Source organism: Sulfitobacter sp. M39 (assembly GCF_021735935.1).
Classification (GTDB): Bacteria; Pseudomonadota; Alphaproteobacteria; order Rhodobacterales; family Rhodobacteraceae; genus Sulfitobacter.
On record NZ_WMDZ01000001.1, the window covers coordinates 711,375 to 730,179 of the forward strand.

Annotated in this window: 21 protein-coding genes; 13 read left to right on the forward strand and 8 right to left on the reverse strand. The window is 60.9% G+C overall.

Translation table 11 applies throughout. The features are described from left to right. Positions 1–132: 132 nt before the first annotated feature. The gene (locus GLP43_RS03395) at positions 133–2,304 is read left to right on the forward strand and encodes a transglycosylase domain-containing protein (protein WP_237278200.1); all 2,172 of its coding nucleotides are present in this window, start codon (positions 133–135) and stop codon (positions 2,302–2,304) included. Positions 2,305–2,439: 135 nt separating this feature from the next. On the opposite strand, the gene GLP43_RS03400 is transcribed toward GLP43_RS03395, so the two are convergent. From GLP43_RS03400 to GLP43_RS03410, 3 genes are all read right to left on the reverse strand, one after another. Further along, positions 2,440–3,294 carry a DUF481 domain-containing protein gene (locus GLP43_RS03400; RefSeq protein ID WP_237278201.1) on the reverse strand — a complete coding sequence of 285 codons (855 nt, stop codon included), beginning with the start codon at positions 3,292–3,294 and terminating at the stop codon, positions 2,440–2,442. Between the two features lie 156 nt (positions 3,295–3,450). Further along, positions 3,451–4,350 (reverse strand): LysR family transcriptional regulator, encoded by a 900-nt coding sequence (locus tag GLP43_RS03405; RefSeq protein WP_237278202.1) that lies wholly within the window; start codon positions 4,348–4,350, stop codon positions 3,451–3,453. Positions 4,351–4,454: 104 nt separating this feature from the next. Further along, a complete protein-coding gene (locus GLP43_RS03410) occupies positions 4,455–5,204 on the reverse strand; it encodes an MlaA family lipoprotein (RefSeq protein ID WP_237278203.1) in 750 nt (249 codons plus the stop codon). Positions 5,205–5,393: 189 nt separating this feature from the next. On the opposite strand from GLP43_RS03410, the gene GLP43_RS03415 reads away from it, so the two are divergent. Genes GLP43_RS03415 through GLP43_RS03430 form a run of 4 tightly spaced genes read left to right on the forward strand, consistent with a single transcriptional unit; the run spans position 5,394 to position 8,156 of the window. After that, positions 5,394–5,852: a RidA family protein gene (locus GLP43_RS03415; protein ID WP_009825875.1), complete on the forward strand. Its 459-nt coding sequence runs from the start codon at positions 5,394–5,396 to the stop codon at positions 5,850–5,852. Next, on the forward strand, positions 5,849–6,610 hold the full coding sequence (locus GLP43_RS03420; protein ID WP_237278204.1) for a glycerophosphodiester phosphodiesterase family protein: 762 nt from the start codon (positions 5,849–5,851) through the stop codon (positions 6,608–6,610). The genes GLP43_RS03415 and GLP43_RS03420 overlap by 4 nt, the downstream gene beginning before the upstream one ends. A 50-nt stretch (positions 6,611–6,660) precedes the next feature. Next, positions 6,661–7,848, forward strand: a complete 1,188-nt coding sequence (locus GLP43_RS03425) for a GNAT family N-acetyltransferase (RefSeq protein ID WP_237278205.1) — start codon at positions 6,661–6,663, stop codon at positions 7,846–7,848. Then, the gene (locus GLP43_RS03430) at positions 7,845–8,156 is read left to right on the forward strand and encodes a 4a-hydroxytetrahydrobiopterin dehydratase (protein ID WP_093731549.1); all 312 of its coding nucleotides are present in this window, start codon (positions 7,845–7,847) and stop codon (positions 8,154–8,156) included. Before GLP43_RS03425 ends, GLP43_RS03430 begins: the two co-directional genes overlap by 4 nt. Positions 8,157–8,243: 87 nt before the next feature. On the opposite strand, the gene GLP43_RS03435 is transcribed toward GLP43_RS03430, so the two are convergent. Next, a complete protein-coding gene (locus GLP43_RS03435; RefSeq protein ID WP_237278206.1) occupies positions 8,244–8,732 on the reverse strand; it encodes a peroxiredoxin in 489 nt (162 codons plus the stop codon). Positions 8,733–8,824: 92 nt separating this feature from the next. Here GLP43_RS03435 and GLP43_RS03440 point away from each other — a divergent pair, with 92 nt between their 5' ends. From GLP43_RS03440 to pssA, 4 genes are all read left to right on the forward strand, one after another. Continuing rightward, positions 8,825–10,033 carry an NAD(P)/FAD-dependent oxidoreductase gene (locus GLP43_RS03440; RefSeq protein ID WP_237278207.1) on the forward strand — a complete coding sequence of 403 codons (1,209 nt, stop codon included), beginning with the start codon at positions 8,825–8,827 and terminating at the stop codon, positions 10,031–10,033. After that, a complete protein-coding gene (gene rsmD, locus GLP43_RS03445; RefSeq protein ID WP_237278208.1) occupies positions 10,030–10,581 on the forward strand; it encodes a 16S rRNA (guanine(966)-N(2))-methyltransferase RsmD in 552 nt (183 codons plus the stop codon). Before GLP43_RS03440 ends, rsmD begins: the two co-directional genes overlap by 4 nt. A gap of 91 nt (positions 10,582–10,672) precedes the next feature. After that, the gene (locus GLP43_RS03450; RefSeq protein WP_174226618.1) at positions 10,673–11,332 is read left to right on the forward strand and encodes a phosphatidylserine decarboxylase; all 660 of its coding nucleotides are present in this window, start codon (positions 10,673–10,675) and stop codon (positions 11,330–11,332) included. A gap of 1 nt (position 11,333) precedes the next feature. Next, positions 11,334–12,095, forward strand: a complete 762-nt coding sequence (pssA, locus tag GLP43_RS03455) for a CDP-diacylglycerol--serine O-phosphatidyltransferase (protein WP_237278209.1) — start codon at positions 11,334–11,336, stop codon at positions 12,093–12,095. Positions 12,096–12,098: 3 nt separating this feature from the next. Here the strand turns inward: pssA and map are convergent, their stop codons facing one another. Then, positions 12,099–12,914: a type I methionyl aminopeptidase gene (gene map, locus GLP43_RS03460; protein WP_037944888.1), complete on the reverse strand. Its 816-nt coding sequence runs from the start codon at positions 12,912–12,914 to the stop codon at positions 12,099–12,101. Between the two features lie 34 nt (positions 12,915–12,948). Next, positions 12,949–13,686 carry a DNA/RNA nuclease SfsA gene (gene sfsA, locus GLP43_RS03465; protein ID WP_237278210.1) on the reverse strand — a complete coding sequence of 246 codons (738 nt, stop codon included), beginning with the start codon at positions 13,684–13,686 and terminating at the stop codon, positions 12,949–12,951. A gap of 46 nt (positions 13,687–13,732) precedes the next feature. Between sfsA and GLP43_RS03470 the strand changes: the two genes are divergently transcribed. From GLP43_RS03470 to GLP43_RS03485, 4 genes are read left to right on the forward strand one after another with little or no spacing between them, the layout of a single operon-like run. Next, the gene (locus tag GLP43_RS03470; protein ID WP_237278211.1) at positions 13,733–14,452 is read left to right on the forward strand and encodes a competence/damage-inducible protein A; all 720 of its coding nucleotides are present in this window, start codon (positions 13,733–13,735) and stop codon (positions 14,450–14,452) included. Beyond that, positions 14,449–15,159 carry a GNAT family N-acetyltransferase gene (locus tag GLP43_RS03475; protein WP_237278212.1) on the forward strand — a complete coding sequence of 237 codons (711 nt, stop codon included), beginning with the start codon at positions 14,449–14,451 and terminating at the stop codon, positions 15,157–15,159. Before GLP43_RS03470 ends, GLP43_RS03475 begins: the two co-directional genes overlap by 4 nt. Positions 15,160–15,171: 12 nt before the next feature. Beyond that, complete coding sequence (locus GLP43_RS03480) at positions 15,172–15,741, forward strand: peroxidase-related enzyme (RefSeq protein ID WP_237278213.1); 570 nt, start codon at positions 15,172–15,174, stop codon at positions 15,739–15,741. After that, on the forward strand, positions 15,738–16,691 hold the full coding sequence (locus GLP43_RS03485; protein ID WP_237278214.1) for an OmpA family protein: 954 nt from the start codon (positions 15,738–15,740) through the stop codon (positions 16,689–16,691). The genes GLP43_RS03480 and GLP43_RS03485 overlap by 4 nt, the downstream gene beginning before the upstream one ends. An 88-nt stretch (positions 16,692–16,779) precedes the next feature. On the opposite strand, the gene GLP43_RS03490 is transcribed toward GLP43_RS03485, so the two are convergent. Next, positions 16,780–17,685, reverse strand: coding sequence for a LysR family transcriptional regulator (locus GLP43_RS03490; RefSeq protein ID WP_005851116.1), 906 nt, complete (start codon positions 17,683–17,685; stop codon positions 16,780–16,782). 136 nt (positions 17,686–17,821) lie between these two features. Next, on the reverse strand, positions 17,822–18,763 hold the full coding sequence (locus GLP43_RS03495) for a zinc transporter ZntB (RefSeq protein WP_237278215.1): 942 nt from the start codon (positions 18,761–18,763) through the stop codon (positions 17,822–17,824). Positions 18,764–18,805 lie beyond the last annotated feature (42 nt).

The following is an 18,805-nucleotide window of genomic DNA, read 5'->3' on the forward strand; positions in this document are numbered from 1 at the left end:
GATTATTGGGCGCTGTGGGAAATGTGCCTGATTATTGGGCGTTAATTAGACGGCGCAGCGGGGCGTCTGCGCTAAACAAACCGCGCCGTGCAGGATAGAGTGCGAAAAAAAGAATGGTTCAGCGAGCAGCATATGAGTGATTCATCCAAACGGAAGCGGCCCTTGGTTGCCGATAAACGCACCGCGGGCAAAGGCGGCAAACCGCCCCGCAAGCCGGTCGCGAAAAAGGCTCCGGCCAAGCGCAAGCCTGCACGTCGTGCGCCTGCGCGCCCCAAAGGGCCTATTGGCTGGCTGGCCGCGCTGGTGCGGTGGGTCTTCCGGTTGATCTGGACGATCGTCTGGCGGGTAACTGCCGTGGCGGTGCTGATGGTTGCGTTGGCCGTCGGCTATTTCTACACCACGCTGCCGCCGCTCGAGGCGCTGCTGGACGGGCGTGCGCGAGGGTCTGTCACGCTCAAGGATCGCTATGGTGATGTCTTTGCATGGCGCGGGGATCAGTTCGGCGGCGTCGTCACTGCAGACAGCGTATCCCCCGCCCTGAAGAACGCGGTGATCTCGACAGAGGACAAACGCTTCTATCGTCACTTTGGTGTCAGCCCGCGCGGCATCGCTTCGGCGGTCAAGATCAACCTGAGCGAGGGCCGCGGGCCGTTGTCCGGTCACGGTGGTTCGACGATCACGCAGCAGGTGGCCAAGCTGCTCTGTCTGGGTGAACCCTATGATGCGTCTTCGGGGCAGACGGAAAAGGAATACGAAGCCGAATGTCGCCGGTCCTCGCTGTCGCGCAAGGGCAAGGAAGCCCTGTTCTCCATGGCGATGGAGGCGAAGTATTCCAAGGATGATATCCTGTCGATCTACCTGAACCGCGCCTATATGGGCGGCGGTGCCTTCGGAGCCGAAGCCGCGGCGCAGCGTTTCTTTGGCAAACCGGCCGCCGCGTTGAAGCCTGCCGAGGGCGCGATGCTGGCGGGTCTGTTGACCGCACCGACCACGCTGTCACCGACCAATAATCTGGATCGGTCGCAAAGCCGTGCGGCAACCGTGATCCGCCTGATGGAAGATCAGGGCTATCTGTCAGAGGCCGAAGCGGACAGCGCCATTGCCAACCCCGCAGAGCTGTCAGAAGCCGCAGAGGCCGAGGCGGGTGGCTATTTCGCGGATTGGGTGATGTCGTCGGGGCCGGAGTTCTTTACCCGCAACACGACCGAGGATGTGGTGATCAAGACCACCCTTGACCAAAAGATCCAGCGCGCCGCCGAGGAAGGTCTGAGCTGGGTGTTCGAAAACAAGGTCCGCGAAGGTTCCAAAGCGCAGGCGGCTGTGGTGATCATGTCTGCTGACGGGGCCGTGCGCGGCATGGTCGGTGGGCGCAAGACCAAGGTCGCGGGGGCCTTTAACCGCGCGACACAAGCGATGCGCCAGACCGGCTCTGCCTTCAAACCGTTTATCTATGCAGCGGCGCTGGATCTGGGGTATTCGCCCAACGATCTGATCGAAGACGCGCCCTATTGTCTGAACGTGCCAGGGTCGGGCCAATGGTGCCCGAAGAACTATACCAACAGCTTCAAGGGTAACGTGACGCTCACCACCGCGCTCAAGGATTCGCTGAACATTCCGGCGGTCAAGGTCTCTGAGAGTGTCGGCCGCGATGTGGTCAGCCAGGTGGCAGAGCAGTTCGGCATCAAAAGCGATCTGGCCGCTGGTCCGGCGCTGGCGCTTGGGGCGTCCGAAAGCACGCTGCTTGAAATGACAGGTGCCTATGCCGGCATCCTGAACGGCGGGTCATCTGTTAAACCCTATGGGCTGATTGATCTGACGTTGCAGGGCGACACTGATCCGGTAATGGGCACGGGCGGCGGTATCGGCGAGCGGGTCATTCAGGAAGATGCTGCACTGCAACTGGTCTATATGATGGAAAAGGTCGTGTCCGAGGGCACCGGCGGGCGGGCGCAATTTGGTGGCCGCGAGCTGGCCGGCAAAACCGGCACGACACAGGCCAACCGCGACGCCTGGTTCATCGGTTTCTCCGCCGACTATGTGGCCGGTGTCTGGATGGGCTATGACGACAACACGCCGTTGACCGGTGTATCGGGCGGCGGGTTGCCCACCGAGATCTGGCAGCAGGTCATGATGCGCGTTCACGAAGGGCTGCCCAATACGCCGCTGCCGATGATCGTGCCGGAACCGCCTGTCGTACAGGCCCCGCCGCAGCCTCAGCAACCGGCGCAGCCGCAGCGCGTGCCGCGTCAGGACAACCCATTGGGCGTCATCGACAGGGTGCTGCGCGATATCTTTGGCGGGTAAAGACCCTGCCTCTACGGCAGCACAATCCTTTGGAAACGAAAGAAGGGAGGCCGGAATACTCCGGCCTCCCTTCCTTTTGTCGCATCCCCGAAAGCGGTACGAGGAGACCCGCCCCCGAGGGTTTGACAGTCTGGCTTAGAAGCCCAGAACCAGCGACACACCCAGGGTGTTGTCAGTGGATTTCAGGCCCGCAACCGGATCGGTGTTGTAGTCGGTACGGTAGCTTACGCGTGTCGACAGGTTGTCGGACATCTTGTAGTTGATGCCAGCGTCGTTCGACACGATGGTGTTCACGTCAGAGCCGACAATGTCGGTGTCCATGGTGAAGGATACGATGTCGTTGAACGCGTAGAAGTAGCGCGACGAGGCGATGAAGCCGACTTCGGTTTCGGAGGTGCCGGTTGCGTCTTTAAAGTAGCGTACACCGGGGCCCGCTTGAACGCGCCATGTGTTGTCTTCTTTATTGATCGCGCGGTAACCCGGACCAAAGCCCAAGAATGCGTCTGTTTCGGAACCGTCCACGGCTGCACCGGATGTGTCGGTCAGGTAACCGTCATATTGGTAACGGGCCAGGCCGAACGCATAGAACTCGGGTGTGAAGTAGCGGCTACCTTCATAGGTACCAAAGAACTTCTCTTCGCTCTTTGTGCCGTTTGCTTCGCCGTATTCTACCGCAAAACCAACCAGGTGGTTCCAGTCGCCGACACCGTATGTCAGGCGGCCAGCGCCCGATACTTCGCCGTTGTCTGTGTTGCCGCTGGTGCCCGATGCGGACAGGGCGAAAGACCCGCGCCAGCCTTGGGCAACACCATTGGCGCCATAACGTTCTGCGTCAGCGCCGCGGGCCAGGTCGGTGTTCACGTCATCGGTGATGTCGTCGATCTGGTCGTTCAGCGTTTCAATGCCAAGCGCACGTTGCTGCGCGAAAACGGGAGCAGCAGCCAAGAGTGCGATTACGGAAACCGCGGACGCTTTAAGTACTGTGTTCATTGGGGAATCCTTTCCCTTAGAAGTGACCCGCCTCGTTGATTGAGGCGAGAGCATCTCTGCTGAGAATGGATTTAAGACAGGGGGTAAGATAAGTGAAATTCGAATAAATCGTGCATGAAGCAAGTATTACTCGTGTTAACTGCCCTTGAAGCGGAATTAAGGCGTGTCTGGCGCGTTGTCCAAGCTCTCGATCAGAATATTCTGTTGATTTTCAGCCGCTTGAGCGAGGTCCATCAAACTACGCCGTGCGATCGACAGCATCTCGGGGTCCAGATCTTCGCGCCAGACCACCCATGCGGGGTACGCAAAGCGTGGGGAATTTGCCACAACATGCAGTTTTCCAACGTCGAGATACCGTTGCACTGCCCGTGCGGGCAGGTAGGCAGCGGCGCGACGGTTGACGATATAATCGGCGGCAAGCCCGCCAAGCGCCAATGATCGCCCCGAATTGGTCAGATGGGGCAGGGCGCTGGCGTGCATATGCGTAAACTCCGGCCCCCAGTCGACCGCGACATACTCTTTGCCAAGATCTTTGACGTCCGTTTCAAAGGACGCGACAAGAATCAGTTCTTCCTCCAGCACGGGTTCGACGCGCAAACCGGGGCGCAGCTGCGGGGTGTAAAGCAAGGCGGCCTGAATAACCCCTTCGACCAGAAACCGCGTCAGCCGGTCGGACATGCCCATTTCGGCGTGAATACTAAGTTCGGGCATCATCGCTTGCATGGCGTCGATCCAGCGAAAGCCAAGCTTGTGCCAAAGGGCGTGCTGCGCGCCGAAGGAAAAGCTGCGGCTGTATCCTTCGGGGATGGCGATCTGCTGCCGGGCTTCTTCCCATATCTTGAGAAGGCTCAGCGCATATGAGGTGAATTGTTCGCCTTCCGAGGTCAGCACCGCCCCCGCTTTTGATCGTTTGAACAGCGGGTGGCCTAGGCTGTCCTCAAGCCGTTGCACGCGCAGGCTGACAGCGGATTGGGTGACAAACAGCCGTTCGGAAGCAGCGACAAAAGAGCCGGTGTTGGCGACTTCGATAAAGGTTTTGATCAGGGTGATATCCATGCCCTGATAATGATCCTCCGCAGACCCGTTGCCAAGCTGCCCTGACCTGAATCGCGCACCCCTATCCGAAAGAGACCGGGAGGGAGGCGCGTGTTATTTGATGCTTAGTCAACCATGCGCGGGCCGGTGGTGGCGGCGATGCTGGTGGGGCGCGCCAGATCGGCACGGCGCTTTTGCAGATAGTCCTGACGGGCTTGGGCATAGCTGTCGCCCGATGCGGAGATTGGCACTTGCTTGCCATTCACGATGCGGCGGTTTTTCTCGAATGCGCTATCGGCATAACCGGTGACGGTGCCGACATAGCTTTCGGGGCTATCAAGCGTATAGGACAGCGGGTTGGTGAACAGGTCCACGACGCGGCCGGTGGTGTCGCGACGGGTGGACGGGCCGATCAGGGGCAGTTCGATATACGGGCCTTCGCCCACACCCCAGACATATAGCGTTTCGCCAAAGTCGGTATCATGCTCGGGCACTTTGAATTCGCTCGCGACGTCGAACAGGCCGCCCATCCCAAGCGTGCTGTTTACCAAGAAGCGGTAGGTCGACAGGCCAAAGCCCGCGACATCCGCCTGCAAGGCGCTGTTGACGGCAGCTTGCGGCATCGACAGGTTCTCGGAGACGTTATGCACGACCGTCTGGAATTCGATCGGTACCGCCCCCAGCACGCGGTTGGGTTTGCCCGATCCGCCGATCTTTTGATTGAAGGCATGCACCTTGCGGTTACCGGCCTCGTGCGGGTCATTGACCCCTGCGGGCTGGGGTCGCGATGCACCGCTACAGGCGGCAAGACCTGCAACCAAAGTGACACCCACAAGGGCGCGCAGCGATGTGGAGAGGGTCGTGGCCTTGAACATGGTATAAATCCCGAAAACGCGTGACAAACATGGTTCGTTATGCGCAGCGTCCCCGAAATACGCAACATGAGTTTCCTTGGGCGGCTCGCGTTGGTGGCAGGTGTTGCAGTTCCTCACTGATGGGTCTTTTCGTTTCGGTATCGCATCGCTATCGTCCCGCCAAAGCCATTCATTCCAAGGAAGTCCCCCATGAGCATCACCAGCCGTCTGAACGATCTTGGCGTCACCCTGCCTGACGCACCTGCCCCTGCGGCGAACTATGTACCCTTCGTGAAAACCGGCAACACGGTCTATGTTTCGGGTCAAATCTCGAACGGGCCGGACGGGTTCATCACCGGAAAACTGGGCGCGGATATGGATGTCGCCGCGGGTGCCGAAGCCGCCAAGACCTGCGCGATCAGCTTGCTGGCGCAAGTCAAAGCCGCATGTGACGGCGATATCGAACGGCTCAAGCGGGTGGTGAAGCTGACGGCCTTTGTGAACTCCACCGCCGACTTCACCGACCAGCCCAAAGTGGTCAACGGGGCCTCTGACTTCCTTGTCGAAGCTTTGGGGGATGCGGGGCGTCACGCGCGCTCGGCGGTTTCTGCCGCGTCCTTGCCGCTGGGTGTCGCGGTCGAGATCGAAGGCATTTTCGAAATCGAATGACCCTACCTCAGACGTTTTACACGACCCCTATTGCGCATCGCGGTTTTCATCACCGCGATACCGGTCGGCCCGAAAACAGCTTTGCCGCCTTTCAGGCCGCGATTGATCGGGGCTATGGCATCGAGCTTGACGTGCAACTGTCACGCGACGGTGTGGCGCTGGTGTTTCACGACTATGCGCTGGATCGGCTGACGGGGCAGACCGGTGCCATCCGGCAACGCGATGCGGATGACCTGTGCCAGATTACGCTCACCGGCGGCAGCGACACTATTCCCACCCTGCCGCAGGTGCTGGAACTGATCGCAGGACGCGTGCCGCTGCTGGTCGAGATCAAGGATCAGGACGGTGCAATGGGCACCGACATCGGGCCGCTGGAAGATGCGGTGGCAGCAGCCCTGCGCGACTATGCGGGTGATGTCGCTGTCATGTCGTTCAACCCCAACAGCGTTGCGCGCATGGCTGACCTGCTGCCGGATGTGCCGCGCGGTTTGGTGACCAGCGCCTATCGCTATGTCGAATGGCCGCTGCCCAAAGCCACCTGCGACCGCCTGCGCGAGATCCCCGATTACCACCGCACCGGCGCGTGTTTCATCAGCCACGAGGTCGACGATCTGCCCCGCCCCCGCGTGGCAGAGCTGCGCGAGGCAGGCGCGATGATCTGCTGCTGGACCGTGCGCAGTCTTTCAGTTGAAAACGGCGCACGCGAATTTGCGCATAATATCACCTTCGAAGGCTATGACGCGCCGCTGCAAGGTTGAACCGTCCGGCTTCGGCCACAGATAAGGCCTATGACAACGGGACACCCAGAATGAACGCGCGCGACGTCGAAATCAGAATTGCCTCGCGCATCGCGCAAATCGGTCAGGCGGATTGGGATGCCTGTGCCTGCCCCGAAGCCTCTGAGGGCGCGCGCCCCGCCGACCCTTTCACCACCTTTCGTTTCCTTTCAGCGCTAGAGGAAAGCGGCAGCGTCGGCCCCGGTACGGGGTGGCAGCCGCAGTACCTCAGCGCTGCCATTGACGGTCAGATCATCGCGGTCGCGCCGATGTACGCCAAGTCACACAGTCAGGGTGAATACATCTTTGACCACAGCTGGGCCCATGCGTTTGAACGGGCGGGCGGGCGCTATTACCCCAAGCTACAGATCGCCGTCCCTCACACTCCCGCCACGGGCCGCCGTTTCCTGACCCGTCCGGGGTTTGAAGAGACAGGCACCGCAGCGCTCATCCAGGGGGCGGTCCAGCTGACCGATTCAAACGGGCTGTCGTCCTTGCACATTACCTTTTGTACCCAAGACGAAGCCGCCGCCGCAGAGCAACTGGGCCTGCTGGCCCGCAAAAGTCAGCAGTTCCACTGGCACAACGCGGGCTTCGAGGATTTCGACGGGTTCCTCGCCACGCTCAGCTCGCGCAAGCGCAAGAACATCCGCAAGGAACGTCAACAGGCACAGGCCTTTGGCGGAGAGATTGAGGTGTTTACCGGTGATGATCTGCAGCCCGAACATTGGGATGCCTTCTGGCAATTCTATCAGGACACAGGCGCGCGCAAATGGGGCACGCCCTATCTAACACGCGCATTTTTCGACATCGCCCAGGACCAGCTACGCGACGACATGGCACTGGTGCTGGCCAAGCGGGATGGTGCATGGGTGGCGGGCGCGCTGAACTTTATCGGTGCCGATGCGCTTTATGGGCGCTATTGGGGCTGCACTGAACATCATCCGTTCTTGCACTTTGAACTGTGCTATTATCAGGCCATCGATATCGCGATCAAACTGGGCCTCTCTACCGTCGAGGCAGGTGCGCAGGGGGAACACAAGCTCGCGCGCGGTTACCTGCCACAGGCGACGTGGTCGCTGCATTGGATGCGGGACGAGGGTTTTATGCGCGCTGTTGAAGACTATCTTGTACAGGAACGGGCAGCCGTTGACGAAGAGATAGATATTTTGACAGATTACGGCCCGTTCAAAAGGGTCGAGGTTGAGGAACAGGAATGAGCGAAAGATTAAGCGAAGAGACGCGCAAAACCGTATTGGCACCCTTGTTCAGTACAGGCTGGGCCATGGTGGATGACCGCGACGCCATCGTCAAAACATTCAAGTTCAATGATTTCGCGGATGCTTTCGGCTGGATGACCCGCGCGGCGATCTGGGCCGAGAAATGGAACCACCATCCAGAGTGGGAGAACGTCTATAACAAGGTGATCGTCACCCTGACGACCCATGACGTGGATGGCCTAAGCTCGCTTGATGCCAAGCTGGCGCGCAAGATGGATGGATTGATGGGCGAGGTCAAAGCGGGCTAAGGCACCATTGATCGTCGCATTATCCAAAGAAAAACGCAGCCCCGGTGTCCCCGCGGCTGCGTTTTTCATTTTCAGGGTCGTGCCGGATTACATGTTGTCCAGCAGCGCCTCGCCGCCCGACATATCGCAGACACCGGGTTGGACCTCGGCCTGGAACAGCGTGACCTTGCCGTCATCCACCAGCATCGCATAGCGTTTGGAGCGCGAGATCAGCCCTGCGGGCTCGGCCGAGAATTCCATACCGATGGCTTTGGTAAAGGCGCTGTTGGCATCGGCGAGCATGGTGATGCCAGCCGCCGTCGCACCTGTCGATTCACCCCAGGCGGCCATAACAAAGGGGTCATTACAGGACACGCAGATGATCTCGTTAACGCCTTTGGCGTCGAACTGGTCCTTGGTGCGCACAAAGCTGGGCACATGGGCGGAATCGCAGGTGGGCGTATAGGCACCGGGCACGGCAAAGACGACGACCTTGCGGCCCTTTAGCTTGTCAGCCATCTGCACAGGCTGCGGGCCGTCCGGCCCCATTTGCACCAGCGTTGCATCGGGCAGCGTGTCGCCTTGGGAAATCGTCATATGCGTGACCTTTCGTGTCATTGCGTTTGTCTTCACGGAAGATATAGGCTTTGCAGGCAGGCAGGAACACGGTTTTTTCGAAAGGGGCAAGGATGGGTCATGTGGTGGTGATCGGGGCAGGGCAGGCGGGGTCATCCTGTGTGGCCAAGCTGCGCAACTCCGGCTTTGAGGGTAAGATCACGTTGATCGGGGCCGAAACCGCGCCCCCCTACCAGCGCCCGCCCTTGTCCAAGGCCTATCTGCTGGGCGACATGGCGCTTGAGCGGCTCTATCTGCGACCCGAGAGTTTTTACGCCGACCACGGGATCGACCTGATGCTGGGCTCCACGGTCGACAGCATTGATCCGGCGGCGCAGACCGTGCGGGTCAACGGCGGGGATATGGCCTATGACGATCTGGTGCTGACCACCGGATCTTTCCCGCGTCGGCTGCCCGCGCATATCGGTGGCGATCTGGCGGGCGTGCATGTGGTGCGCGACCTCAGCGATGTCGATACGATGGGTCCGCGCTTTACCAAAGGCGCGCGGGTGCTGATCGTCGGCGGTGGCTATATCGGGCTAGAGGCCGCCTCGGTCGCGGCCAAGCTGGGGTTGCAGGTGACGCTGGTAGAGATGGGCGACCGCATCCTGCAACGGGTCGCGGCCCCGCAGACCTCTGACTTTTTCCGCGATCTTCACGCCTCGCACGGTGTGACCATCCGCGAAGGCGTCGGGCTTGAGCGTTTGACAGGCGACACGCATGTCACCGGCGCTGCACTGTCTGACGGCACCACGCTGGACGTGGATTTCGTGATCGTCGGCGTTGGCATCGGGGCGGCGACGGCGCTGGCCGATGCGGCGGGGATCGTGAATGACAACGGTATCATGACCGACACCCACGGGCGCACCTCTGCGCCGCATGTCTGGGCAGCGGGCGATTGCGCGTCCTTCCCCTATCGCGGCGGGCGCATCCGGTTGGAATCTGTGCCAAACGCCATTGATCAGGCCGAGCTGGTCGCGGAAAACATCATGGGCGCGGTTAAGGAATATGTCGCCAAGCCGTGGTTCTGGTCGGACCAGTATGACGTGAAACTGCAGATCGCGGGGCTGAACATGGGCTATGATCGCGTGATCACCCGTCGCAGCGATGCCGATAGCGTGGCCTTCTGGTACTATCGCGGGGACGAGCTCTTGGCGGTGGATGCGATGAACGATCCGCGCGGCTTCATGATCGGGCGCCGGTTGATCGAGGCGGGCAAATCCCCCGCACCTGCGCTGATCGAAGACCCGAGCACAGATTTGAAGGCACTGCTGAAGTCATGAGGATCATCGCTGGCAAACACCGTGGCACCCAACTGGCCGACGTGGGCAAGGGCGATGCGGATGCGCATTTGCGCCCCACCTCTGACCGCGTGCGCGAGAGCCTGTTTTCGATGCTGACCCATCACAATGTGATCAACGGCGCGCGGGTGCTTGACCTGTTCGCGGGGACCGGTGCCCTGGGGCTAGAGGCGCTGTCGCGCGGTGCGCGCGAGGTCGTGTTCATCGAAAACGGGCGCGTCGGGCAAAAGCTGATCACCGAGAACATCAAGAAGCTGCGAGCCGAGAGCGCGACCGCGCTGATGCGCTCCGACGCGACGGCACTTGGTGACTGGATCGCGGCCCCCTTCGATCTGGTTTTTCTTGACCCGCCTTATGGCAAGGGGATGGGCCAGACCGCCTTGGTCAAGGCGCGCGCGGGCGGCTGGCTGACACCCGATGCCATGATCGTTTGCGAGGAAAACGCCCCGCTTGATCCGCCCCAAGGGTTCACGCGCGAGGACAAGCGCAAGTATGGCGACACCTGGATCACCCTGCTGCGCCAAGACTAGCCCAGTGGGCATCAACAGTTGCCGCTTTGCATTCGCTGCGCTGCGGCCTATGTGCTAACAAAGACGTAAAGGAAAGTAGACCGCCATGAGCCTGAGCATGACCAGCACCTTCATCAAGCCGATGCACCCCGAGGGGCGCAAGTTCGTGGCAATCTTTGCCGCGATCACGCTGGTGCTCTTTATCATCGCTGAACCACTGGGGTGGCTGGGTGTGGGCGCAACCGTCTGGTGCTACTACTTTTTCCGTGACCCTGAACGGGTGACACCCAAGGGCGATAACCTTGTTATCAGCCCTGCAGATGGCATCGTATCATTGATCGAACCTGCCGTGCCCCCCGCAGAGTTGGGAATGCCCGACACGCCGTTGACACGGGTCAGCGTGTTCATGAACGTATTTAACTGCCACGTGAATCGCGCCCCCGTCGCGGGCGAGATCACCGAAATCGCTTACCGCCCTGGCAAGTTTTTCAACGCCTCGCTGGACAAGGCGAGCGAGGATAACGAACGCAACAGCCTGCGCATCAAGATGGCCGACGGCCGCGAGGTCGCCGCCGTCCAGATCGCCGGTCTGGTGGCGCGTCGTATCGTGTGTTTCACCAAGAAGGGCGCGCATACGCAGGCGGGTCAACGCTTTGGTCTGATCCGCTTTGGATCGCGCGTCGATGTCTACCTGCCCGAGGGGGTTACCCCGCGCGTCAGCATCGGTCAGACCATGGTCGCAGGCGAAACCGTGCTGGCAGAGCTTTCCTGAGATGACCGATCAGCCCCCCGTCGCGCCGGATAAGACGAAGACCGAATTCTCGCTGCTGCAGCTGTTGCCCAACATGCTGACGATTGCCGCGATCTGTGCCGGTATTTCCGCGATCCGTTTCGCCGCCGAGGGGAATATCGCGCTGGCTGTGGCTCTGATCACGCTGGCGAGCATCCTTGACGGGATGGACGGGCGCACCGCGCGCTATTTGGGCTTCAATAGCAAGATCGGGGCCGAACTCGACAGCCTCGCGGACTTCTTGAACTTCGGTGTTGCCCCGCCGTTAGTAGTGTATTTCTGGGGGCTTCAGGACAGCTATCGCGCGGGCTGGCTGGCGGTACTGGTCTTTGCGATCTGCTGCGTCATGCGTCTGGCGCGGTTCAACGTCGATTCCCGCACCAAAGACCCGCTGGACGATGGCGGCTATTTCACCGGTGTACCGTCTCCCGCAGGTGCGATGCTGGTGATGCTGCCGATCTATCTGCCCTATGCCTTCGGCCCCGGTGCCGCGCTGCCCGACGTTGTATCCAGCCTGTATATCGTGCTGGTCGGCTGGGTCATGGTCAGCCGCATCCCCACGTGGTCGTTCAAGTCGGTCAGCTTTTCGCGCGCCAACGTGACCTATTTCCTGATCTTCTTTACTGGCTTCATCGCCTGCCTGGTCAGCTTCCCGTGGGCCACATTGGTACTGTGCTGCTTTGCCTATGCAGGCAGCGTGGTGTGGGCCGTGATCGAGCTGAAGCTGGCCAAGCGCCGGGGTTGAGGATCAGCCCTGGCTATAGGTCGGGTGGAACATGCCGGCGGGGGATTCGGTAAAGATCTCGTATCCGGTTTCGGTCACGCCGATAGAGTGTTCAAACTGCGCTGACAGGGATTTGTCGCGGGTGACCGCTGTCCAGTCGTCGGCCAGCACCTTGGTCTCTGCGCGGCCCAGATTGACCATCGGTTCAATGGTAAAGAACATGCCGGGCTCAAGGACGGCACCGGTGCCGGGGCGGCCATAGTGCAGCACGTTTGGCGGTGCGTGGAACACGCGGCCCAGCCCATGACCGCAGAAATCTGTCACAACGCTCATCCGGTGGGATTCTGCGAATGTCTGGATCGCGTGGCCGATGTCGCCAAAGGTATTGCCGGGCTTCACGACCTCGATCCCGCGCATCAGCGCGTCATGGGTCACGTTGATCAATCGCTCTGCCTTGCGCGACAGCTTGCCCGCGACGTACATGCGCGAGTTATCTCCGTACCAGCCATCGACAATCACCGTGACGTCGATGTTCAGGATGTCGCCGTCCTTCAGCTTCTTGTCACCGGGGATGCCGTGGCAGACGACATGGTTCAACGAGATACAGCTGGCGTGTTGATAGCCCTTATACCCGATGGTGGCAGACTTCGCGCCGGCGTCTTCGATCATCTGCGTGATAACACCGTCAATGGCACCTGTGGTCTGTCCGACAAAGACATGTTCGGCGATGTCATCAAGGATTTGCGCCGCCAGCTTGCCCGCCGCGTGCATCCCCGCGAAATCCGAGGGGTCGTAAATGCGAATGCCATCTTTGGTCTGGCGTCCTCGGTGTTCGTTCATCACCGCTGTCTCCGTCATATGAATTTGCTGCTGTCTAACCCGCTTGGCCCTTACACGCCAGTGCAGGCGGGTCGATTAGGGGGATTGCGCCCGCAACGCTGACCCCGTCGGGGCTGATATGGGTGCCGATGACATGGGTTTCCAGCCCCGCGGCGCGGGCGTCGGCAAAAGCGGCGGCATAGGCAGGATCGATATCGGCCGCCACGCTAAAGGCGCTGCAATCGGTCCGCTGCACCAGATAAAGCAGCACGGCGCGGTGCCCGTCCCGTGCCATCTGCGCCAGCTCTCCCAGATGCTTTGCGCCGCGTTTGGTCACGCTGTCGGGGAATTCGACCAGCCCCTCGCGGCGCGACAGGGTGGCGGATTTCACCTCGACATAGGCGTCGGGCAGGCCGGGTTCTGTCAGCAGAAAGTCGATGCGCGAGTTTTCACCGTATTTCACCTCGGGCCGCACGGTCGTGTAGCCCGCGAGCGGGGCGATCTGCCGATCCATTAACGCGGCCTTGATCGCACGGTTCGGCAGCGCGGTGTCGACGCCGGTGAAATGCCCGTTCTCGTGGTCAACCAGCCGCCAGCCGTAATTCAGCTTTCGTTTGGGGTCGTCGTTCGGCTCAAGCCAGATTTTCATGCCCGGTATGGCCAGCCCCATCATCGACCCGGGGTTGGCGCAATGGGCTGTCACCTCGGTGCCGTCCTCAAGCTGGCAATCGGCCAGAAACCGTTTGTAGCGGCGGATCAGGCGGGCGGGGACAAGTTCGGTTTGAAAGCGCATGGGGGGTGACCTATACCTCAATCAACGGCCCCTCAAGGAGACAGCCATGCCCAACCCCACTGCTGCGATGATCGTCATCGGCGATGAGATCCTGTCGGGGCGCACCCGCGATTCAAACATGCACCATTTGGCGGGGCAGTTGACCAGCGTCGGGATCGACCTGAAAGAAGTCCGTGTGGTGGGGGATGAAAACGGCACGATTATTGCCGCCGTGCAGGAACTGTCGCGCGTCTATGACAGCGTGTTCACCAGTGGCGGCATCGGGCCGACCCATGATGACATCACCGCCGATTGCATCGCCGCGGCCTTTAACAAGAATATCGACGTGCGCGAGGATGCCCGCGCCATTCTGGCCGATCACTACGCCAAAAGCGCGACAGAGCTGAACACCGCCCGTCTGCGCATGGCGCGTATCCCCGATGATGCCACGCTGATCGATAATCCCGTGTCTGCGGCACCGGGGTTCAAGCTGGAAAACGTCTATGTCATGGCGGGCGTCCCCGCCGTGTTCGAGGCGATGGTCGCCAGCGTTCTGCCAACCCTGACCGGTGGGGCCCCCCTGATCAGCGCCACCCATCGCATCGAACGGGGAGAGGGCGACATCGCCGGACCGTTGGGAGAGCTGGCGCATAGCTATCCCAACCTCTCTATCGGGTCCTACCCCTTCCAGAAAGACGGCAAATACGGCGCGCATATCGTGATCCGTGGCAATGATCAGGCCGAGGTCGACGCGGCGATGGCAAAGCTCGCGCAGGTGTTCCCGTGACCGATCTGGCGCAGCTTTATCAGGTCATCGACCACACATGGCCCGCCGCGAAAATCTGGACCGAAACCGGCTGGACCTTGCGGGACGGGCAGGGCGGGGGCAAACGCGTCTCTGCCGCGACGATGGCCGAACCCAATGCGGATATCGGTCAGGCCGAGGCCGCGATGCACGCCATGAACCAGCGCCCAATCTTCATGATCCGCGACGGCGACGACACGCTGGATACAGAGCTGGCCGCGCGCGGGTATGACATCGTCGATCCGGTGAATGTCTATATCGCGCCGGTCGGCAAGCTGACCGATGTGCCGATGCCGCGGGTGACCGCTTTCCAGATCTGGGAGCCGCTGGCCATCATGACAGAGATTTGGGCCAAGGGCGGCGTGGGCCCTGAACGGATCAACGTGATGCACCGCGCCGCGACCAAAACCGCGATCCTGACCCGCTGGAACGAGATGCCCGGTGGCGTCGCCTTTGCCGCGCTGCATGATGGCGTATGCATGGTCCATGCGGTCGAGGTGCTGGAACACCAGCGCGGGCAGGGTGTGGCGAAATGGCTGATGCGCAGCGCCGGTTTCTGGGCGCAGGCGCAGGGGGCGACCCAGGTGGCGGTTCTTTGCACAAAGGCGAACGCGGCCGCGAACCGCCTGTATCAAGGACTGGGCTTTGATCTGGTAGGCCACTATCATTACCGTCAATCCCCTGACTAAAGGAGCCGCCCCATGGCGCATGATGCCCCCACTGCCCTGAACCTGCCGATGGTCGATCCGCTGCCCGAGGACACGCAGAAATACTTTGATGTCTGTCAGGAAAAGCTGGGGATGGTGCCGAATGTGCTGCAAGCCTATGCCTTTGACATCGACAAGCTGAATGCCTTTACCGCGATGTACAACGACCTGATGCTGGGCGCGTCGAACCTTTCAAAGCTGGAACGCGAAATGATCGCGGTCGTCGTGTCGTCCGTGAACAAATGCTACTATTGCCTGACGGCCCATGGCGCGGCGGTACGGCAACTGTCTGGCAATCCGATCCTTGGGGAACAGATGGTGATGAACTGGCGCGTCGCGGATCTGGATGCGCGACAAACCGCGATGCTGGCTTTTGCCGAACACCTGACCGTTGCCAGTGCCAAAACGACCGAGGATGATCGTCAGGCGCTACGCGATGTGGGCTTTTCCGATCGCGATATCTTTGACATCGCGTCGGTCACGGGGTTATTCAACATGACAAACCGCGTCGCCAGCGCGACCGAAATGAAACCGAACGACGCTTACCACGCGCAATTCAGATGATCATCTGGCGTGCCGGGCTGATCTGGCTTTTACTGGCGGGCACGGCCCAAGCGCTGGACCTGTCGCTGCCCGCTGCGGCGCGGCAGACCGTGACGCGCGATACCGACCCTGACAGCTACCTTGCCCCGACCTCTGCCTTTGAGGACGGCGGCTTTGCCAGCGTCAAGATCGAAGGGTCCATCGCGCGCTCTGCCTGGCGGTTAGAGGCTCCGGGCCTCACGCCGCTACAGATTATGCGGCCCCTGCGCACCCAGCTAGAGGACGCAGGCTACAGGATCGTGCTGGATTGCAGCGCCGAGGTCTGCGGCGGTTTCGATTTCCGCTTTGCGATCGAAACACTGCCCGCGCCGAACATGTATGTCGATCTGCGCCAGTACCAGTTTGTCACCGCCGTCAAAGGATCGCTGCAATCGCCTGAAGCCGTTGTGACCCTTCTGGTCAGCACAACCGATACCTCTGCCTATCTGCAGATCGTCGAGGCGGATGCGCAAGGCCAAGCGTCCAGCCCATCGGTCCCAGAGGGGGGGGAAGACAGCCAGCCCTTGGCCCCCGATGCCCCTGCGCAAAGCCAGTCAGAGATGGCTGCGGCGTTGCAGAATACCGGCCATGTGGTGTTGGCCGCGCTTGATTTCGGCACCGGCACCGCGGCCTTGGGGCAGGGGGAGTTTGATGCGCTGGCCAATCTGGCGGCGGTGCTGAAAGACCAGCCCGATCTGCGGATTGTTCTGGTGGGCCACACCGATAGCGTCGGCGGGCTGCAAAACAATATTGCCCTGTCGCGAAGCCGCGCGGCGGCGGTGCGGCGGCGGCTGATCACGGCGCATGGCATCGCAGGCGATAGGATCGAGGCGCAGGGCATGGGCTATCTGTCGCCAATCGCGTCCAACCAGACCAAAGCGGGGCGCGACGCCAATCGACGGGTCGAGGCCGTGCTTTTACCCGCGCCCTGACCTAACAGAAAAATCCCCGCATCCCTGGAAAGGGAGCGGGGGCAGCCACATGGGGCTCAGTTCACCGAGGGCAGTTGGTGATCTCGTGTTACCAGTCCGTTGGACCTTTTTCGGCAAAGGTATGGGCTAGAAAATCAATGAAGGCGCGCACCTTGGGCTGGGTGAACCGGCCCGGAGGATAGACGGCGTAGATGCCTTGGGTCTCAAGCGGGAGATCGGGGATCGCGTCTTCGACCAGCCCTTTCTCCATCGCGTCGGCATAAAGAAAGCTCGGCAGGTAGGCGATGCCAAGGCCAGAGATGGCGGCGTTCAGCAGCGATTGCCCGTCGTTCACCGACAGCCAGCCAGCGGTGCGCACCTGACGCTTTTCGCCCGACGGCGAGGTCAGCTTCCACATATTGCCGCTGGACTGGTTGGAATAATGCAGCAGCTTGTGATCGTTCAGATCGTCGATCTTTTCGGGGCGGCCGTATTTCTCGAAATAGGCGGGGGAGGCGATCATACGTTTGGTCGTCTCGGTCAGCTTGCGGGCCCGCAGGGTGCTGTCTTCCAGCTCTCCGATACGGACGGCCATATCGAAACCTTCGCTGATCAGTTCGACGTAGCGGTTGTTCAGCACCATGTTGACGGTGATGTCGGGGAAATCGGCGAGGAATTCGGACAGGGCGGGCGACAGATGGTTCACGCCAAAGTCCGTCGCGACCGAGATCCGCAAAAGGCCCGATGGCGCGGATTGCATAGAGGTCACAAGCGCATCGGCTTCGCCCGCGTCATTCAGCACGCGGCGGGCACGGTCGTAATAGGCAAGCCCGATCTCTGTCGGGCTGACACGGCGGGTCGTGCGGTTCAGCAACCGCGCCCCAAGCCGCGCTTCAAGCGAGGATACGTGTTTGGATACGGCGGATTTGGAGATACCCATCTTCTTGGCCGCATCGGTAAAGCCACCCTGGTCCACGACCGTGGCGAATGCTTCCATCTCTGTCAGGCGGTCCATACCCGTCCCCTTTCATCATCTGCGTCTGGAAATGGTATGGCGGCCAAATCAGGCAGGATCACGGCAGCGGTGAGACAGTGGAGAGGTATTTATAGGGATCGTTCGCGGCGGGGAAACAGGGCGCGCCGTGCTGTGGCTAAATCCAGCGGACCAGTTTCAGGACCAGAAACATCAGCAGTGCCAGCCCCGCCATGCCAAGACAGAGGATGGTAAACGCCCAAGGATGGTCCATTCCGGGCATCCCGCCGACGTTGACCCCGAACAGACCGGTCAGGAACCCCAGCGGTAGAAAGATCGCCGCGGCGACCGACAGCACATAGCCGTGGCGTGCCTGGCGCTGCGCGATATTGGCGTCGTGCTCTTCCTGCACCGACACCAGCCGGTCGCGCAGCTCGTCCAGCTCTTCTACCGCGATCAGCGCGCTGTTGGCTTGCTCGCGCAGCTCAAGCTGGCTTTCGTCGGGGATCAGCGGGATGTCAAAGGCGGCCAGCTTGGCCAGCGCCTCGCGTTGGGGGTCAAGATAGCGCCGCAGCCGGATCACGCTGCGCCGGATTTCGGGCAGCTCATGGGGCATCGGGGTGTTCTTGTCCTCTAGATCATCCTCGAAGAACTCCGCCTGTTCATCCAGTGTTGCAACGTGTTCCTGCACCCGCAGGGTCAGGCGACCCACGAGCGCTTCGAGGAACTCGGCAGGGCTGGGAGGGGCCTTTTGCGCTTCGGCCTCGCGGCGGATCGCGTCGATGGCAAATACTTTCTTGCGGCGCACGGTGATCAGCAGGTCGGAATCCACATACATCCGCACCGATACCATTTCATCGGCGTCCTGCCCTTCGTTCATATTGATGCCGCGCAAGTTCAGGATCAGCCCGCCTTCAAACCGGTCACAACGGGGGCGTGTCTGTTTCTGGATCAGCGATCCGGCGGGGATTTCATGCAGGTGTTCGCGGACCCAGGGTTCAAGCATCGGGTCGGCCAGATCAAAGTGCCACCAGCGGTAGATGCCCGGCCCCGTAAGATGCGTGTCGGTGGGCACTTGGGACGTGCCATCGGCAAAGATATCGAAAACGCAAATCGGCATGGCCACACCCTGAAACACCTATTGATCCGGGCATTTTGACAG